18 protein-coding genes are annotated in these 16,325 nt (G+C 66.6%); 5 read left to right on the top strand and 13 right to left on the bottom strand.

Annotation, left to right across the window (positions count from 1 at the left end; translation table 11 throughout):
* Position 1: 1 nt before the first annotated feature.
* From ACLFRM_RS03575 to ACLFRM_RS03515, 13 genes are all read right to left on the bottom strand, one after another.
* Positions 2-826: a phosphatidate cytidylyltransferase gene (locus ACLFRM_RS03575; RefSeq protein WP_410754341.1), complete on the bottom strand. Its 825-nt coding sequence runs from the start codon at positions 824-826 to the stop codon at positions 2-4.
* Positions 823-1,566, bottom strand: coding sequence for a polyprenyl diphosphate synthase (gene uppS, locus ACLFRM_RS03570; RefSeq protein ID WP_410754340.1), 744 nt, complete (start codon positions 1,564-1,566; stop codon positions 823-825). The genes ACLFRM_RS03575 and uppS overlap by 4 nt, the downstream gene beginning before the upstream one ends.
* A 36-nt stretch (positions 1,567-1,602) precedes the next feature.
* Complete coding sequence (gene frr, locus ACLFRM_RS03565; RefSeq protein ID WP_410754339.1) at positions 1,603-2,160, bottom strand: ribosome recycling factor; 558 nt, start codon at positions 2,158-2,160, stop codon at positions 1,603-1,605.
* The gene (pyrH, locus tag ACLFRM_RS03560; protein ID WP_410754358.1) at positions 2,153-2,896 is read right to left on the bottom strand and encodes a UMP kinase; all 744 of its coding nucleotides are present in this window, start codon (positions 2,894-2,896) and stop codon (positions 2,153-2,155) included. The genes frr and pyrH overlap by 8 nt, the downstream gene beginning before the upstream one ends.
* Before the next feature lie 181 nt (positions 2,897-3,077).
* Positions 3,078-3,953, bottom strand: coding sequence for a translation elongation factor Ts (gene tsf / locus ACLFRM_RS03555; RefSeq protein WP_410754338.1), 876 nt, complete (start codon positions 3,951-3,953; stop codon positions 3,078-3,080).
* A gap of 110 nt (positions 3,954-4,063) precedes the next feature.
* Positions 4,064-4,804: a 30S ribosomal protein S2 gene (gene rpsB, locus ACLFRM_RS03550; RefSeq protein ID WP_410754337.1), complete on the bottom strand. Its 741-nt coding sequence runs from the start codon at positions 4,802-4,804 to the stop codon at positions 4,064-4,066.
* Between the two features lie 206 nt (positions 4,805-5,010).
* Positions 5,011-6,342: a phosphoglucosamine mutase gene (gene glmM / locus ACLFRM_RS03545; RefSeq protein ID WP_410754336.1), complete on the bottom strand. Its 1,332-nt coding sequence runs from the start codon at positions 6,340-6,342 to the stop codon at positions 5,011-5,013.
* A gap of 141 nt (positions 6,343-6,483) precedes the next feature.
* Complete coding sequence (locus tag ACLFRM_RS03540) at positions 6,484-7,245, bottom strand: c-type cytochrome (protein ID WP_410754335.1); 762 nt, start codon at positions 7,243-7,245, stop codon at positions 6,484-6,486.
* A 220-nt stretch (positions 7,246-7,465) separates the two neighbouring features.
* Positions 7,466-8,296, bottom strand: a complete 831-nt coding sequence (gene folP, locus ACLFRM_RS03535) for a dihydropteroate synthase (RefSeq protein WP_410754334.1) — start codon at positions 8,294-8,296, stop codon at positions 7,466-7,468.
* A complete protein-coding gene (gene ftsH, locus ACLFRM_RS03530) occupies positions 8,293-10,305 on the bottom strand; it encodes an ATP-dependent zinc metalloprotease FtsH (RefSeq protein ID WP_410754333.1) in 2,013 nt (670 codons plus the stop codon). Before ftsH ends, folP begins: the two co-directional genes overlap by 4 nt.
* Before the next feature lie 93 nt (positions 10,306-10,398).
* On the bottom strand, positions 10,399-11,022 hold the full coding sequence (gene rlmE / locus ACLFRM_RS03525; RefSeq protein ID WP_410754332.1) for a 23S rRNA (uridine(2552)-2'-O)-methyltransferase RlmE: 624 nt from the start codon (positions 11,020-11,022) through the stop codon (positions 10,399-10,401).
* A gap of 104 nt (positions 11,023-11,126) precedes the next feature.
* Entirely contained in the window at positions 11,127-11,603 is a 477-nt protein-coding gene (locus ACLFRM_RS03520) for a copper chaperone PCu(A)C (protein ID WP_410754331.1), read from the bottom strand.
* 5 nt (positions 11,604-11,608) lie between these two features.
* Entirely contained in the window at positions 11,609-12,253 is a 645-nt protein-coding gene (locus ACLFRM_RS03515) for an SCO family protein (protein ID WP_410754330.1), read from the bottom strand.
* 115 nt (positions 12,254-12,368) lie between these two features.
* Between ACLFRM_RS03515 and yhbY the strand changes: the two genes are divergently transcribed.
* The 5 genes from yhbY to ACLFRM_RS03490 form a co-directional block, all read left to right on the top strand.
* Positions 12,369-12,686: a ribosome assembly RNA-binding protein YhbY gene (gene yhbY / locus ACLFRM_RS03510; RefSeq protein ID WP_410754329.1), complete on the top strand. Its 318-nt coding sequence runs from the start codon at positions 12,369-12,371 to the stop codon at positions 12,684-12,686.
* Positions 12,683-13,354, top strand: coding sequence for a leucyl/phenylalanyl-tRNA--protein transferase (gene aat, locus ACLFRM_RS03505; protein ID WP_410754328.1), 672 nt, complete (start codon positions 12,683-12,685; stop codon positions 13,352-13,354). Before yhbY ends, aat begins: the two co-directional genes overlap by 4 nt.
* Positions 13,355-13,496: 142 nt before the next feature.
* Complete coding sequence (locus ACLFRM_RS03500; RefSeq protein WP_410754327.1) at positions 13,497-15,494, top strand: cation:proton antiporter; 1,998 nt, start codon at positions 13,497-13,499, stop codon at positions 15,492-15,494.
* A gap of 46 nt (positions 15,495-15,540) precedes the next feature.
* Positions 15,541-15,822, top strand: coding sequence for a hypothetical protein (locus tag ACLFRM_RS03495; protein ID WP_410754326.1), 282 nt, complete (start codon positions 15,541-15,543; stop codon positions 15,820-15,822).
* A gap of 234 nt (positions 15,823-16,056) precedes the next feature.
* A partial coding sequence (locus ACLFRM_RS03490; RefSeq protein WP_410754325.1) for a hypothetical protein occupies positions 16,057-16,325 on the top strand: 269 nt, incomplete at its 3' end.

Below are 16,325 nucleotides of genomic sequence, written 5' to 3'. Positions count from 1 at the left end.
GTCAGCCACCCAGCAACTGCATCTGCCAGAGGCCAAGCCACCACAGCGGCATCGCCGCGAACTGGCCGTCGAGGCGATCGAGCACGCCACCGTGCCCCGGCAGCACCCGGCCACTGTCCTTGGCCCCGGCCTCGCGCTTGAGGCGCGATTCCTCCAGATCCCCGCCGACCGATGCCAGCGCCACCAGCACGCACCACAGGGCGAGCAGCCAGCTCGGCGTGGCGAGGAACAGCGGCAACACGGCCCCGACGGCCGCGAGCAGGGCCACGCCGAGCAGCCCGCCGAGCACGCCCTCGATGGACTTGCCGGGGCTGATCATCGGGGCGAGCTTGCGTCGACCGAAGGCCCGGCCAGCGAAATAGGCGAGCGAGTCGGCCACGACCACCACGAGGACACCGAACACCAGCAGCCACTCGCCGTCGGGGGCGGCGTGCACCTCGACCAGCGCCAGCCAGAACAGGGGAAGGATGATCAGGCCGATGCCGCGACGCAGCCAGAACGGGCGGTCGGCCGGGCGCTCACGGCGGTGGCGCAGCTGCGCGGCGAACAGCGCCAGCCACACCACGGCCACCGCCGCCATCAGCCAGACCAGTTGTCCGGACGGCCAGAGCGCCTGCCAGCCGATGGCCAGCGCGACCGTGGCCACCACCCAGGGCCAGATCTGGCAGGGGGCCAGCCCGCAGAGACGAAACCACTCCACCGCCGCCCAGGCGACCACCACCAGGGTCACCCCGGCGAACACGCGCTCGGGGGCGAACAGGATGACCGCCAGCGAGACCAGACCGGCGATCGTTCCCGTGAGCAGGCGCAGCGGCGTACCAGTCATTGGCGTTCTCCAACGGACCCGACCTTGCCGAATCGCCGCTCGCGTTCGGCAAACCAGGTCAGCGCCCGGTCGAACTCGGCCTCGTCGAACAGCGGCCAGAGCACGTCGGTGAAATAAAGCTCGGCGTAGGCGGCCTGCCAAAGGAGGAAGTTGCTGAGCCGGCGCTCGCCGCCGGTGCGGATGAACAGGTCCACCGGTGGCTGGCCGGCAGTGGCCAACCCGGCCTCGAAGGTCGATTGCAGGGTGTCGGGATCGTCGAGGGCCAGCGGGGAGGCGGCGTGACGTTCGGCCAGCCGGCGGGCGGCCTGGAGGATGTCCCATCGGCCGCCATAGCTCACGGCGATCTGCAGGTGGAGCCGGTCGTTGCCGGCGGTGCGACTCTCGGCGGCCTCCATGAGAGCGCGGATCGACTCGTCAAGGAGAGCGCGTTCGCCGATGAAGCTCAGGCGCACGCCGTTCTCGTCGAGTTCGTCGAGCTCCTTCTCGAGCGCGTTGATGAACAGCTTCATCAGCGCATCGACCTCCTCGACCGGACGCTTCCAGTTCTCGGAGGAGAAGGCGAACAGGGTCAGCAGCGGGACGCCGCGGCGCATGGCCGCGCGGATGGTGGCCCGCACCGCGCGACGGCCGCGTTGATGGCCGACGGTGCGCGGCAGATGCCGCGCTCGGGCCCAGCGCCCGTTGCCGTCCATCACGATGGCCACGTGGCGCGGCAGGCGGCCCGGATCGATTCCGGACACTGCCTCGTGATCGTGGCTATGCGACCCCACGTCGCCTCAGACTTCCATCAGCTCTTTTTCTTTCTCCGCCACGATCTGGTCCACCTCGGCGACCCGCTCGTCGGTCAGCTTCTGGACGATATCCTGGCCGCGACGCTCCTCGTCCTCGGAGATCTCCTTTTCCTTGAGAAAGCCCTTGAGGTCGTTGTTGGCGTCACGCCGGATGTTGCGGATCGCGATCTTGGCGTTTTCGCCCTCGTGGCGGACCACCTTGCCCAGATCACGGCGGCGCTCTTCGGTCAGCGGCGGCATCGGGATACGGATCACGGTGCCGGCCGTCGCCGGGTTCAGACCCAGATCGGAGGTCATGATCGCCTTCTCGATCTTGCCGACCATGTCCTTTTCCCATGGGGTCACGGTCAGGGTGCGCGCGTCCTCGGCCGACAGCTTGGCGACCTGGGAGAGCGGCACGTCGCTGCCGTAGTACTCCACATGGATATGGTCGAGCACGCTGACGTGTGCCCGGCCGGTGCGGATCTTGGAAAGCTCGCCCTTGAGCGCCTCGATGCTCTTGTTCATGCGCGTGCGGGCATCTTTGACGATGTCGTCAATCATTCTTCTCGGTCTCCGCTGTCACCAGGGTTCCCACGGGCTCGCCGGCCACGGCGCGCACCAGGTTCCCCGGCTCATTGATGTCAACCACCATGAGCGGCATCTGCTGATCGCGACACATCACGATCGCGGTGGCGTCCATGACGCCCAGCCGCTGGTCAAGCACGGCATTGTACGTCAAATGATCATAGCGTTCCGCATTGGCATCCAGGGTGGGATCGGCACTGTAGACCCCGTCGACCTTGGTCGCCTTGATCATCACATCGGCCTTGAGTTCGGCCGCCCGCAGGCTCGCACCGGAGTCGGTGGTGAAGAACGGGTTGCCCGTCCCGCCGACCAGCACGACCACCCGCCCCTTCTCAAGGTGGCGGACCGCGCGGCGGCGGATATAGTCCTCGCAGACCGCGTGAATGGAGACCGCCGACATGACCCGCACCTTGAGATCGCGCCGCTCGAGCACGTCCTGCATGGCCAGACCGTTCATGACGGTTGCCAGCATCCCCATCTGGTCACCCGTGACGCGATCCATTCCCGCCCCCGCCAGCCCCTCGCCGCGGAAGATATTGCCACCGCCGACCACCACGGCCACCTCGACGCCCTGGTCCTTGAGGGCCAGGATGTCGTCTCCTAGGCGATTGATCACGGCCGGGTCGATCCCGAATGACTGGTCGCCCATCAGCGCTTCACCGCTGAGCTTGAGCAGGACACGTCGATAACGGGGAGAGCCGGCAGCTTGCATATCGTTCACCTGTGGGCTGTGAGCTTGCGTGGACGGGCCGTTCGCGCCAGTGCGCGGCGGGCTTTTCGGAGATGTCTGCGTAAGCCCCGTCGGGGCGACCTCTCGATCGGTGCCGGGGCTTAGGCGGAAATTCCGCGATTCAAAAAAAAGCCGGGGCATCCCCGGCTTTTCGGCAAGGGGGTCAGCCCCCCTTGACCTGCGCCATCACCTCGGCGGCGAAGTCGCCTTCCTCTTTCTCGATGCCTTCGCCGACCTCCATGCGCTCGAAGCGCACGACCTTGGCGCCCTCCTTCTTCAGGAGCTGGCCGACGGTCTGGTCCGGATCCTTGACGAACGGCTGACCGACCAGGGTGATCTCGGCGAGGAACTTGCGGATCCGGCCCTCGATCATCTTCTCGACGATCTCCGGCGGCTTGCCCGACTCGGCGGCCTGGGCGCGGAAGATCTCGCGCTCCTTCTCCACGGTCTCCTCGTCGACCTGCGACTCGTCGACGCAGCTCGGCTTGGTCGCCGCCACGTGCATCGCCAGATCTCGGGCAAGCTCCTCGTTGCCGCCCTCGAGCTCGACCAGCACGCCGATGCGCTCGCCGTGACGGTACGCTCCGATCACGCCGCTGGTGGCCATGCGCACGTAACGGCGGATCTGGATGTTCTCGCCCAGCTTGGCGACCAGTGCCTTGCGGCGGTCGTCGGCCGTCTCGCCGTCGATATCCAGGGCGTTGACCGCGTCCATGTCGGCGGGATCATCGGCCAGGATCTTCTCGGCGACGTTCTGCGCGAAGCCGGCGAAGTCGTCGCCCTTGGAGACGAAGTCGGTCTCGGAGTTGATCTCCACCATTGCCGCGCTCTTGCGGTCGTCGCTGATGGCGATGGTGACCTGGCCTTCGGCGGCGACACGGTCGGCCTTCTTGTCGGCCTTGGCGAGACCGCTCTTGCGCATCAGTTCGATCGCGGCCTCGATGTCGCCATCGGTCTCGACCAGTGCCTTCTTGCACTCCATCATGCCCGAGCCGGTGCGCTCGCGGAGTTCCTTGACCAGAGAGGCGGAAATTGCCATGAGCTGTCTTCTCCCGAATCTGTCTTGTACAAAAACAACGGGTCAGGCGACCCGTTGTTCAGAAATCATGTCGCGGGGGGACCCGACGGTCACCCCGCGTCGAGCGGCACTTACTTGGCCGCTTCTTCCTCGTCGGCCACCTCGACGAAATCCGACTCGCTGACGTTGGCCGCACCCTTGGCGTCCATCACGGCGTCGGCGACGGCGGAGGTGTACAGCTGGATGGCGCGAATGGCGTCATCGTTGCCCGGGATGACGTAGTCGACGCCTTCGGCGCTGTTGTTGGTATCGACCACGGCCACGACCGGGATGCCCAGCTTCTTGGCTTCCTTGATAGCGATGTCCTCGTGGCCCACGTCGATGACGAACAGCGCGTCCGGGAGGCGCTCCATGTCCTGGATGCCGCCGATGGAACGCTCGAGCTTGGCGCGCTCGCGGGTCATTTCCAGAGCTTCCTTCTTCACCAGCTTGGCGAAGGTGCCGTCCTCTTCCATCTGCTGCAGGGCCTTCAGGCGGCGAATGGAGGAGCGAACGGTGCGGAAGTTGGTCATCATGCCACCGAGCCAGCGGTGGTTGACGTACGGCATGCCGCAGCGCTTGGCCTCGGTCTCGACGATGTCGCGCGCCGAACGCTTGGTGCCGACGAACAGGACCTTGCCGCCATTGCCGGCAAGCTTGCCGACGTAGTTCAAGGCATCCTCGAACATCGGCAGCGTCTTTTCGAGGTTGATGATGTGGATCCGGTTGCGCTGACCGAAGATGTAGGGCGCCATGCCCGGGTTCCAGTATCGAGTCTGGTGACCGAAGTGGACACCGGCCTCGATCATCTGACGCATCGTGATTTTAGCCATTGGTAACTACCTGATTGTATTGGGTTAGGCCTCCGCCACATCTGACAGCGCAACCCCGGCCGAACCGCTGGGCACCCCGCGCTGCCATCTCGATGGGCGTGTGGAATTTCCGGGACGACGCGACCAAGTCACGGCCCGGCGCGCGGATTATACGGGAGATCGTCGCGGGACGGAACCGCCAATGTCCTGTCACGCCGACACCCCGATCAGCCGGCCGCGTGGCCCCGCACCACCTCGGCCAGGCCCTCGGCCACCGCACGCACCTGCTCGCTCGACTCACCCTCGACCATGACGCGAATCAGGGGCTCGGTGCCCGACGGGCGCAGCAGTACCCGCCCGCGACCCGCGAGCTCGCGCTCGGCGGCAGCGACCGCATCGACGACCACCGGGTCCTCCAGCGAGACGGGGCGCTCGATGCGCACGTTGACCAGGGTCTGCGGCAGGACCGTCATCGGTGCGAGAAGTTCGGCCAGCGACCGTCCGCGGCGCGACATCTCCGCCAGCACCTGCAGCGCGGCCACGATACCGTCGCCGGTGCTGTGACGATCCAGGCACAACAGGTGCCCCGAGGATTCGCCGCCCAGCAGCCAGTGCTCCCGCTTGAGCGCCTCGTGCACGTATCGGTCGCCGACCTTGGCGCGCAGGAACGGCCGACCGAGCGCCTCGATCGCCCGCTCCAGGCCGAGATTGCTCATCAGCGTACCGACCACACCGCCGGCGTAGCCCTGTTCGACCCGTCCGGCGGCGATCACGTAAAGGAGTTCGTCGCCGTCGCGGATCGCCCCATCGGCGTCGACCATCACCACGCGATCGCCGTCGCCGTCGAAGGCGATACCCAGATCGGCACCCGACTCCCGCACGGCGGTCTGCAGGGGCCCCGGGTGGGTCGACCCGACGCCCTCGTTGATGTTGAAGCCGTCCGGCTCGGCACCGATCACCTCGACCTCGGCACCCAGCTCGCTGAACACCCGAGGCGCGACCTGGTAGGTCGCTCCGTGCGCGCAGTCGACCACGATGCGCAGCCCGGCGAGGCTCATGCCGATCGGTACCGTGCTCTTGCAGAACTCGATGTAGCGCCCGGCCGCGTCGCCGATCCGGTCGGCCTTGCCCAGTCGTCGGTTGTCGATCACCTCGAGGTCCCGGTCGAGCAGTGACTGGATATCGTCCTCGACGGCATCGGGCAGTTTCTCGCCATTGGCGGAGAAGAACTTGACACCGTTGTCGTAGAAGGGATTGTGCGAGGCGCTGATCACCACCCCGGCGGAGGCACGCAGCGTACGGGTGAGGTAGGCGATCGCCGGGGTGGGCATGGGGCCGAGCAGGCGCACGTCCACACCGGCGGCGGAGAACCCCGACTCCAGCGCCGACTCGAACATGTAGCCGGATACCCGTGTGTCCTTGCCGATCAGTACCCGCCGACGGCCGTGGTCGCCCAGCACCTTGCCGGCCGCCCAGCCCAGCTTGAGCACGAACTCGGGAGTCATCGGGTACTGCCCCACCGCCCCGCGCACGCCGTCGGTTCCAAACACTCTACTCACGAACACTCTCTCCCTGCCGACGCCGGATAGACGTCGACGACACCCGCGGTTTCGCGGGTCACAACGGAAAAGCGCCGGCAATCGCCGGCGCCCTCGAGACCCGACTCGCGCCGGGCGACACAAGCGGAACGCTTGCGCGCGTTACATTGCCGGCGCGTCCTCTTCGTCGCCACCTTCGGAAACATCCTCACGCAGCTTGTCGATATCCGCAATGTAGGCGGCGAGGTTGTTGATGTCCTCGTCGGACAGGTGCTTGGCCTGCGGGATCATGGTGTACGAGTACTGCCCCATCTCGGTTCCCTTACGGTACACCTTCAGCAGAGAGGCAATCTGAGACGCAGAGGTGCCGCGCAACTTGGGCGCGTTGACCAGGTGGCCCCCTTCGCCCTTCTCGCCGTGGCAGATCGCGCAGGAGGAATACAGCGCCTGGCCGCGCTCGACGTCGGCCTTGGCAATCGAACTGCCATCCTTGGAGGAGTCGGACTCGGCCTTGTCGCCGCCCTCGGCCTCTTCATCACCCTCGCCATCGTCACCGCCCTCGGCATCGCCGCCACCGCCGAACTCGTCGGCGATGTAGGCAGCCAGGTCATCGATGTCCTCGTCGGACAGGCCGCTTGCGTTCGGCGCCATGGTGCCGAAGCGGTCACCCAGGCCGACACTCTTGAGGTAGTCCTGGTCACCGTCACGGTAGGCCGCCAGCTTCTTCGCGGTCTCGTCCTGCCCCAGCCCGGTCATCTTCGGGAACGCCCCGCCCTGACCACCACCGTCGGCGCCGTGGCAGGCCGCGCAGGAAGCGTACTTTTCCTTGCCAGCGGCGACGTCACCGTCGGCGTGAGCCAGCACCGGGGCCGCCAGGGCACCACTGGCGGCAAGAGCAATGAGTGAACGACGCATCTGTTTCATGATTTTTCTCTCAACTGTTGCAGCCCGCGACACCCGCCAGAAGAAAGCACCAATGGATGTCCAAGACATCGGAAAACGGTGATCCGGCGAATGAGCGGCGATTTCAAGTCAACCAAATTAACCCCGCCGGGCAAAATATCAGAAAATCCTAATTCGATCCAAAGCAAACGCGTTTATAACGGGAAAGGCTGGTTTGTGAGCGACCGCCCGCCCCGACAACTCACGCCGCGCGCATTGCCCGCCAGACCGACACGGCATCCCGCGTGGCCTCGACATCGTGAACGCGGAGCACTGCCGCGCCCCGCTCGGCCGCCAGCATGGCCGCCGCCGCACTGCCCACAGCCCGCCGATCCACCGGCTGGCCGGTGGCCTCGCCGATCATGCGCTTGCGCGACATGCCCACGAGGATGGGGGCATCCAGCGTGGCAAGCTCCTCGAGCCGCCGCAACAGCGTGAAATTCTGTTCGTGAGTCTTGGCAAAGCCGAATCCCGGGTCCACCAGGATGCGTTCGGCCGGGATCCCCGCCTCGCGCAGGCAGCCGAGCCGCGCGCCCAGGTAGTCGATCACCTCGGCCACCACGTCCGTGTACTCCGTGCGCGTGGCCATGTCACCGGGCTCGCCGCGCATGTGCATCACGCAGACCGAAACGCCACTCGACGCCGCGGCCTCGAGGGCTCCTGGCCGTCTCAACGCGCGCACGTCGTTGATCAGACAGGCGCCGGCCTCGACCGCGCGCGTCATGACCATCGGCGAGCTGGTGTCTACCGACAGCGGGCAATCGAACCGCGCCGCCAATGCCTCGATTACCGGGATGACGCGCGCCAGTTCCTCGTCCTCCGCGACGGGCGCCGCCCCGGGGCGGGTCGACTCGCCCCCCACGTCGAGCAGGTCGGCCCCCGCCTCGAGCATCGCTTCGGCCGCCGCCGTGGCCCGCTCGACGCTGTCGAAACGCCCCCCATCGGAGAAGGAGTCCGGGGTGGCATTGAGGATGCCCATGATCAACGGGCGTCCCGCCTGTCGCCAGTCGGGGCAGGCGCGAGGGGCATTCATCCGCCGCGCGGCCCCCCCAGCGGGTCACCGCTGGGCGTGCGGTTGCCGTCATCGGATTCCGATCGACCGCCCTCGTCCGATCCGTCTTGACCACGGGTCGGCTCATCGTCCTCCACCTCGTCGTCGGTGGTGTCGATGTGCACGCCGGAACTCGGCGGCTCGCCCCCCGTGCCCGAGCCGCGCTCACCCCAGTCCTCGGGCTCGCGCACCGGACGACGCTCCATCAGGTCGTCGATCTGCTTGGCATCGATGGTTTCGTACTTCATCAGCGCATCGGCCATCGCATGCAGGATGTCCATGTTCTCGACCAGAATCTGACGGCAACGCTGGTAGTTGCGGTCGATGACGTCCTTGATCTCGAAGTCGATCACTTCCTTGGTCTCGTCGGAGAAATGCCCTCCCGGCGATTGGCGCCCCATGAACGGGTCGCCGTCGTCCTCGGAGTAGTAGAGCGTGCCGAGCTTCTCGGACATGCCCCACTTGGTGACCATGTTGCGCGCCAGCTCCGTGGCCCGCTCGATGTCGTTGGACGCCCCGGTGGTCACCGCCTCGTCACCGAAGATCAGCTCCTCGGCGATCCGCCCGCCGAACAGGCTGGAGATGTTCGATTCCAGCTTGCGCTTGGAATAGCTGTACTTGTCCGCGTCCGGCAGGAACATGGTGATCCCCAGCGCCCGGCCGCGCGGGATGATCGAGACCTTGTAGACCGGATCGTGCTCGGGAACCAGGCGACCGACGATCGCGTGCCCGGCCTCGTGGTAGGCGGTCAGCTTCTTCTCGTCCTCGCTCATCACCATGGACTTCCTCTCGGCGCCCATGATGATCTTGTCCTTGGCTCGCTCGAGGTCGGCCATGGTCACGTCGGGCTTGTTCGCCCGCGCGGCGAACAGTGCCGCCTCGTTGACCAGGTTGGCGAGATCCGCGCCCGAGAAGCCCGGCGTGCCGCGGGCGATCAAGGAGGGTTCTACGTCCTTGGCCGCCGGCACCTTGCGCAGGTGGACATTGAGGATCTGTTCGCGGCCGCGCACGTCCGGCAGGCCGACGACCACCTGGCGGTCGAAGCGCCCCGGGCGCAGCAGCGCCTTGTCGAGCACGTCGGCGCGGTTGGTGGCCGCGACGACGATAACGCCCTCGTTGCCCTCGAAGCCATCCATCTCCACCAGCAGCTGGTTGAGCGTCTGCTCGCGCTCGTCGTGACCGCCGCCCATGCCCGAGCCGCGATGACGACCGACCGCGTCGATCTCGTCGATGAAGATGATGCAGGGCGCGTGCTTCTTCGCCTGCTCGAACATGTCGCGGACGCGCGAGGCGCCCACGCCGACGAACATCTCGACGAAGTCCGAGCCGGAGATGGAGAAGAACGGCACCTTGGCCTCGCCGGCGACCGCCTTGGCGAGCAGGGTCTTGCCGGTGCCTGGCGGGCCGACCATCAGCACGCCGCGCGGGATGTTGCCGCCCAGCCGCTGGAACTTGCCCGGGTCCTTGAGGAAGTCGACCAGCTCGACCACTTCCTCCTTGGCCTCGTCGGCGCCGGCGACGTCGTTGAACGTGACCTTGACCTGGTCCTCGCTCATCAGCTTGGCCTTGGACTTGCCGAAGCTCATCGCCCCGCGGCCGCCACCGCCCTGCATCTGGCGCATGAAGAAGATCCAGATCGCGATCAGCAGGATGAACGGGAACCACTGGATGAAGATCGTCATCAACAGCGACGGCTTCTCCGGCGCCTTGGCATTGATGGACACGTTGTTGTCCAGCAGATCACCGATCAGGGCCCGGTTGTCCGTCTCGGGGCTGTAGGTCTCGAAGCGGCTGCCCGAGCCGGTGGTGCCCTGGATGTTCTGGCCCTCGATGGTGACCGAGTCGACGCGTCCGCTCTTCACGTTCTGGATGAACTCGGAGTACGGCACCGCGCTCGAGGTGGTCGCACGCTGGTCGAAGCTGTTGAACACCGTCATCAGCACGATCGCGATTACCACCCAGATCAGGATGTTCTTGGTCAAGTCGTTCAACGCAACACCTCTGCGTACAGCCGCAAACAGGCGGACATCCACGATGCCCGCCTGCCTTGGCGAATCAATGAATCGAATAGTATTGGGACAACCTTATCTCACGCGCTTGCCGGTTGCCACCAGATAGACTTCTCGCGACCGCGGCCGAGACGCCTTCGGCTTGCGCACCACCACCCGGTCGAAGCGCTCGCGCACGTCCTTGACGTACTGATCGAAGCCCTCGCCCTGGAACAGCTTGGTGACGAATGCGCCCTTGGGCCTGAGCATGCGATCGCAGAAATCCAGTGCAAGTTCCGCGAGATGCATGGAGCGGGGGATGTCGACCGAATCCACCCCACTCATGTTGGGGGCCATGTCGGAAAGCACAAGGTCGACCTCGCGCTCGTCCAGCGCTGCCTCCAGTTCGTGCAGCACCGCCTCCTCGGTGAAATCGCCCTGCAGCACGGTGGTGTCGGCGAACTGGTCCATGGGCAGCAGATCGAGGGCGAAGACATGCCCCTTGCTGCCGACGATCTGGGCGGCGTACTGGGTCCAGCCACCGGGGGCGGCGCCCAGGTCGACCACGGTCATGCCCGGCTTGAGAAAGCGGTCACGCTCGTTGAGCTCGATCAGCTTGTACACCGCGCGCGAGCGCCATCCCTCGCGCTGGGCCTTCTGCACGAACTCGTCACGAAAATGCTCGTTGAGCCATCGCTTGCTGCTGACCGAACGGGCCATGGTCGCCTCCAGGCGGCATGTAAAAAACCGGGGGCCCGGGATTATCCCCGATTGCCCCCGGCCGCCCAAATCGCGGTTGCCCGCTGTCAAGGCGAGCGCGTCAATCAGTGCATATGGCCGTCACCACCCATTGCCTTCTCCCGAGGAGTGATCGGGGCTTCCACCTCGAGCTTGCTGCCATCGCCGAGACCGAGTTCGATGACCACCGTCTCGCCCTCCTCCAGCGACCGCTCCGGGCCGATCAGCATCACGTGGTAGCCACCCGGCGCCAGCGACACCGTCTCCCCGGCCGGCACCGTGATGCGGTCCTGCTCGATCATCCGATGCATGCCGTCCTCGTTGACCGACTCGTGCAGTTCCACGGCCTTGAAGCCATCGGCATCCGCCGACACAACGTCGACCGCCTCGTCACCGGGGTTGTTCAATTCCATGAACGCCGCCGTGGCATGCGCCCCCGGCGGGGCCAGGGCCACCCAGGGGTTCTGCACGTCGAGCTCGGACGCCTGGGCGACGGCGGCGCTCGCCAGCAGCGTGCCCCCGATCAGCAGAGCGGCGAATCGAACTCCCGTGAAACGCATCATCTTCATCATTCCTTCACCTCTGACATGAAATCCTCCAGCACTTCCACCATCGCGCCGGTGTCATGCGGCCCCGGCAGCAGCGCCAGCATCCGTCCGTTCGGGTCGATCAGCCGGAAACTCGTGTCGTGATCGACGTTGTAACTCGTCTCGCCTTCCTCATGGTCCTCGATGCGGTAACCCGCCTTGACGGTCGATGTCACCGCGTCGATCGCCTCACGCGTGCCGGTGACCGGCACGAACTCCTCCGAGTAGAAGGCGGTGTACTTCGCCAGGTGGGCCGGGCTGTCCCGCTCCGGATCGACGGAAAGGAACACCACCTGCCAGTCGAACTCCGGCAGGCGTTCCTGCAACGACGGCAGGATCCGTGACAACTGCCCGAGCTCGGTGGGGCAAATGTCCGGGCAGTAGCTGTAGCCGACGTAGAACAATGTCCAGCGACCGTCGAACAGTTCACCGGTCGAAACCGGACCGTCGGCGGACTCCAGATCCGCCGACGGCAACGCAACCGGGCGTTCGGGGGTGCGCAGAACCAGCGGATCCGGCGTCTCGTACTCGGCGAGGAAACTCGTGCCGGCGCGATCGCCATCCGGCTGACACCCGGAAAGCAACGCGACGAGAAAGACGGACAGTAACAGGACGCGATTCAACATGGTCGTGACGATTGGCCCGTGGGAATGCAGAGCGGTAAACTGCCGCGTCATCCACGGCGATGCAATGTGTGATTTCACGCAGCCGCCTTCCCGATCCCCGGAGATACCCGACGACATGAACCTCACCGCCCGCCAGCGACAGTACCTTCGTGCCGAAGCCCACCACCTGAAGCCCGTGGTCCTGCTCGGCCAGCACGGTCTGACCGAAGCGGTGCTCGCCGAGATCGAGCAGGCGCTCGAGACCCACGAACTGATCAAGGTGCGCATCCCGGGCGTCGAACGCGACGAAAAGCGCCAGATCATCGACGCGATCACCGACGAAACCAACGCCACCCTGGTGCAGACGGTCGGCCACATCGCCGTGCTGTTTCGCCCGCGTGCCAGCTACTCGGACTTCAACCTGCCCACGCCGGGGAAACCCAAGCAGCAATGATCCCGCTGCTCGGACCGGATCCTGCCGCCTTTCCGCCGGTCGCCAGCGCGCTGACCGAGCCCAATGGCCTGCTGGCCGCCGGCGGCGATCTCTCGGTCGCACGTCTGACGGCGGCCTACCGGCGCGGCATCTTCCCCTGGTACTCCGAGGGCGACCCGATCCTCTGGTGGAGCCCCGACCCGCGCACGCTGTTCACGCCCGAGCGCTTCCATGTCTCGCGCAGCCTGGCCAAGTGGCGCCGGCAGCAACGCTACTGCGTGACGGTCGACCGGGCATTCGCCGCGGTGGTCGACGGCTGTGCCGGGCCGCGGCGCGGCGACCCGGGTACCTGGATCGTCCCGGCCATGCGCCAGGCGTTCATCGACCTGCACGTCGCCGGCATCGCCCACTCGGTCGAGGTGTGGTCGGGCGACGAGCTGGTCGGCGGGCTGTTCGGCAGCCGGCTGGGTCGCGCTGCCTTCGGCGAGTCGATGTTCAGTCGCGCCCCCAATGCCTCGAAGTGCGCGCTGGCCGCCATCCTGGTCGACGGCGCCTGGGGGCCGATCGAGTTCCTCGACGCGCAGTTCACCACCGAGCATCTGCTCGCCCTGGGCGCCGAGGAATACCCGCGCTCGGTGTTCACGCGCTGGCTAGACGAGGCCTCCCGTCATGACGGGCCACGCGATTGAGCCACCGGCGAGCGGCTCCAACGAGTCGCCACACAAGTTGCCCGGGGACTTGTGATAAAACAAAGGGCACTCGCCTAGCCCATTCATCCGCTTCCCCCGGCGCGGTCGCCGGCCACGCCCACGTCAAGGAACGAGACATCGCATGCCTGCCGACCCGACGGCCACCCTGCTTTCCCTGCTCCTGATCTCGGTTGTCGCCGTGGTGGCGCTGCGCCGGCTCAATCTCCCGGCGATCCTCGGCTACCTCGCCGTCGGCGTGCTGGCCGGGCCGCACGCGCTCGGGCTGGTCAAGGACATCCACGACATCCACCTGATCGCCGAGTTCGGCGTGGTGTTCCTGCTGTTCATGCTGGGCCTGGAATTCTCGCTGTCGCGGCTGATCGCGATGCGCCGGGCGGTGGTCGGCATGGGCGGGGCACAGGTACTGCTCACGGCCATTCTCACCGGCGGGGCGGCGCTGATGATGGGGTTTTCGCCGGCCGCGGCCTTCACGCTGGCCGGGGTGATGACCGTCTCGTCGACCGCCATCGTCATCCGCCAGCTCGGCGAGCAACTGGAGATCAATTCCCGCCACGGCAACAACGCCGTGGGCATCCTGCTGTTCCAGGACCTGGCGGTGATCCCGTTCCTGATCGTCATCCCGGTGCTGGGCGTATCGGGGGCGGAGGGCGAGGCGGGCAACCTCACCCTCGAGATCACGCTGACCCTGGCCGCCGGCGTCCTCGCGGCGATCATCCTGTTCTTCGGCGGGCGCTGGGTGCTGCGCCCGCTGTTCCGCGAGATCGCCAAGTCCCGCTCGGCCGAGCTGTTCACCCTGGCCGTCCTGCTGACGGTGCTGGGCGCCGGCTGGCTGACCAACACCGCCGGGCTGTCCTGGGAACTGGGCGCCTTCCTCGCCGGTATCGCCCTGTCCGAGACCCAGTACAAGCACCAGATCGAGGCCGACATCCGCCCGTTCCGCGACGTACTGCTGGGGCTGTTCTTCATCACCATCGGCATGATGCTGAACGTCGCCGGGCTCCTGGAGATCGGTCACTGGGTCGTGATGTTCCTGGCCCTCCTGATCCTCGCCAAGACGGCGATCATCTTCCTGATCGGCCGAGCGATGGGCGAAGCACCCGGCGTGGCGCTGCGCTCCGGGCTGGTACTGGCCCAGGGCGGTGAGTTCGGCTTCGCCATGCTTTCGATCGCGAGCCCCGACCTGATGACCGACGTGCAGCACCAGATCGTGCTCGGCACGGTGATCTTCTCGATGGTGCTCACCCCCATCCTGGTCAAGTACAACGGCGCGATCGCCAAGCGCCTGGTGCCGGGCTACGCCAGGAGCCGACGCCAGCACAACATCGAGGTACAGGCGGATGCCAGCGACGTCTCGCGCCACGTGCTGATCTGCGGCTTCGGCCGCGTGGGCCAGAACGTCGCTCGCCTGTTGAAGAGCGAGGGGATCGACTACACCGCGATCGAGGTCGATCCGGACATCGTCCAGCAGGCCAACGAGGCCGGCCTGCGGGTCTACTTCGGCAACTCCACCCATCTCGACATCCTCCAGTCGGCCGGGCTCGACCGGGCGCGCGCCGTGGTGATCAGCCACCTCGACGATGCCTCCACCATCAAGACCATCGAGGTGATCCGCGGCCACAACCGCGACATCCCGGTGATCGTGCGCACCCGCACCGACGAGCACCTCGATCGCATTCACGAAGCGGGTGCCACCGAGGTGGTGGCGTCCGTCTACGAAATGAGCCTCGCGCTCGGCGGGCACGTGCTGCGAACGCTCGACGTGCCGCTGGCCAAGATCCTGCGCCAGATCCAGGAGATCCGGCAGGCGGATTACGGCCCGCTGCGCCACACCTTCCACGGCGACCGCGCCCGCGACGAGGACGATTTCGCCCTGCTCGCACCCCGCACGCTCAAGAACGTCTCGCTGGTGCCGGGGGCCGCGGCGATCGGCAAGCGCCTCGGCGCGGCCCTGAGCGACCACGACGGCGTGCTGGTCGATTCGATCAATCGTCACGGCATCCGCGGCGAAAGCCCCAGCGACGACGTCGAACTTCAGGAGGGCGACGTGCTCACGCTCTACGGCTCGCCCGAGGCACTGGATACCGCCGAGCAGTTGCTGTTGACCGGTCGGTCCGACTGACACCACGTGCCGGACTGGAAATCTGGCGGAATTTCACTAGGATGGAGTGACCAACGACAGTGACCTGATCCCGACATCAGGGGAGGCAAGCGACATGATCGCGAACGTGGACAGCGGCTACAGCAATATCTCGGGCGCCGACGGCGTGCTCTCGACGCCGACCAACCAGCAGACGGTCAACCCGAGCGCGCAGACGCGCAACACGCCGGTCGAGAATCCGGTGGAAAACCGGGTCAACGGCGGCGAGCCGACCCCCGCTGCCGACAATCGTGCCGGCGACGAGCAAGAGGCCGGGGCACCGGGCAGCACGATCGACGTACGCGCCTGACCCGAACGAGATGCTACCGGGCAGCGCCAGCGCTGCCAGCGAATGCGGGCCCCGGCCCGCATTTTTTTGTTTCATTTCCTTGATCCCGGCATACGCGCGACGACCACCGGCCGGTCCGATCGGACGCTCGTGCAGCCGCACGGCAAATAGGCGACAATCGCGCCTCCGATTCCATCCGCCCTGACAGACGCGGCCCCGCGGGGCCCGCCTCGACCACGACCCGCAACCGATTCCATGAGCGACGCCAAGCAGTCCATCGCCCAGCCCGCCGATCACCGCGATCCGATCTACCTGCGCGTGCACACCGAACTCGGCCGAGCGCTGGCCACCCGGCTGGCCGCCCTGGCCGCGGATGGACCGCTGCTGGCCGTACTACCGGACAGCCGGGCGGTCAACGACACCCGTGCGGCACTCGCCTTTCTGGGCATCGAGGCCAGCGTCTTCCCCGACTGGGAGGTGCTGCCCTACGACCGCTTCTCGCCGCACCAGGACCTGATCTCCGA

This window comes from Guyparkeria sp., from assembly GCF_046540515.1.
Classification (GTDB): domain Bacteria; phylum Pseudomonadota; class Gammaproteobacteria; order Halothiobacillales; family Halothiobacillaceae; genus Guyparkeria.
Note: the sequence above shows the minus strand (reverse complement) of the source record. Positions and strands in the feature narration are given on the sequence as shown.

Bases quoted from the DNA above. Each gene is read 5' to 3' on its own strand.
- ACLFRM_RS03520 (WP_410754331.1), bottom strand. From the start codon at position 11,603: ATGATGCGTTTCACGGGAGTTCGATTCGCCGCTCTGCTGATCGGGGGC.
- rpsB (WP_410754337.1), bottom strand. From the start codon at position 4,804: ATGGCTAAAATCACGATGCGTCAGATGATCGAGGCCGGTGTCCACTTC.
- ACLFRM_RS03575 (WP_410754341.1), bottom strand. From the start codon at position 826: ATGACTGGTACGCCGCTGCGCCTGCTCACGGGAACGATCGCCGGTCTG.
- frr (WP_410754339.1), bottom strand. From the start codon at position 2,160: ATGATTGACGACATCGTCAAAGATGCCCGCACGCGCATGAACAAGAGC.
- ACLFRM_RS03540 (WP_410754335.1), bottom strand. From the start codon at position 7,245: ATGAAACAGATGCGTCGTTCACTCATTGCTCTTGCCGCCAGTGGTGCC.
- ACLFRM_RS03500 (WP_410754327.1), top strand. From the start codon at position 13,497: ATGCCTGCCGACCCGACGGCCACCCTGCTTTCCCTGCTCCTGATCTCG.
- ACLFRM_RS03515 (WP_410754330.1), bottom strand. From the start codon at position 12,253: ATGTTGAATCGCGTCCTGTTACTGTCCGTCTTTCTCGTCGCGTTGCTT.
- folP (WP_410754334.1), bottom strand. From the start codon at position 8,296: ATGAATGCCCCTCGCGCCTGCCCCGACTGGCGACAGGCGGGACGCCCG.
- tsf (WP_410754338.1), bottom strand. From the start codon at position 3,953: ATGGCAATTTCCGCCTCTCTGGTCAAGGAACTCCGCGAGCGCACCGGC.
- aat (WP_410754328.1), top strand. From the start codon at position 12,683: ATGATCCCGCTGCTCGGACCGGATCCTGCCGCCTTTCCGCCGGTCGCC.
- rlmE (WP_410754332.1), bottom strand. From the start codon at position 11,022: ATGGCCCGTTCGGTCAGCAGCAAGCGATGGCTCAACGAGCATTTTCGT.
- yhbY (WP_410754329.1), top strand. From the start codon at position 12,369: ATGAACCTCACCGCCCGCCAGCGACAGTACCTTCGTGCCGAAGCCCAC.
- pyrH (WP_410754358.1), bottom strand. From the start codon at position 2,896: ATGCAAGCTGCCGGCTCTCCCCGTTATCGACGTGTCCTGCTCAAGCTC.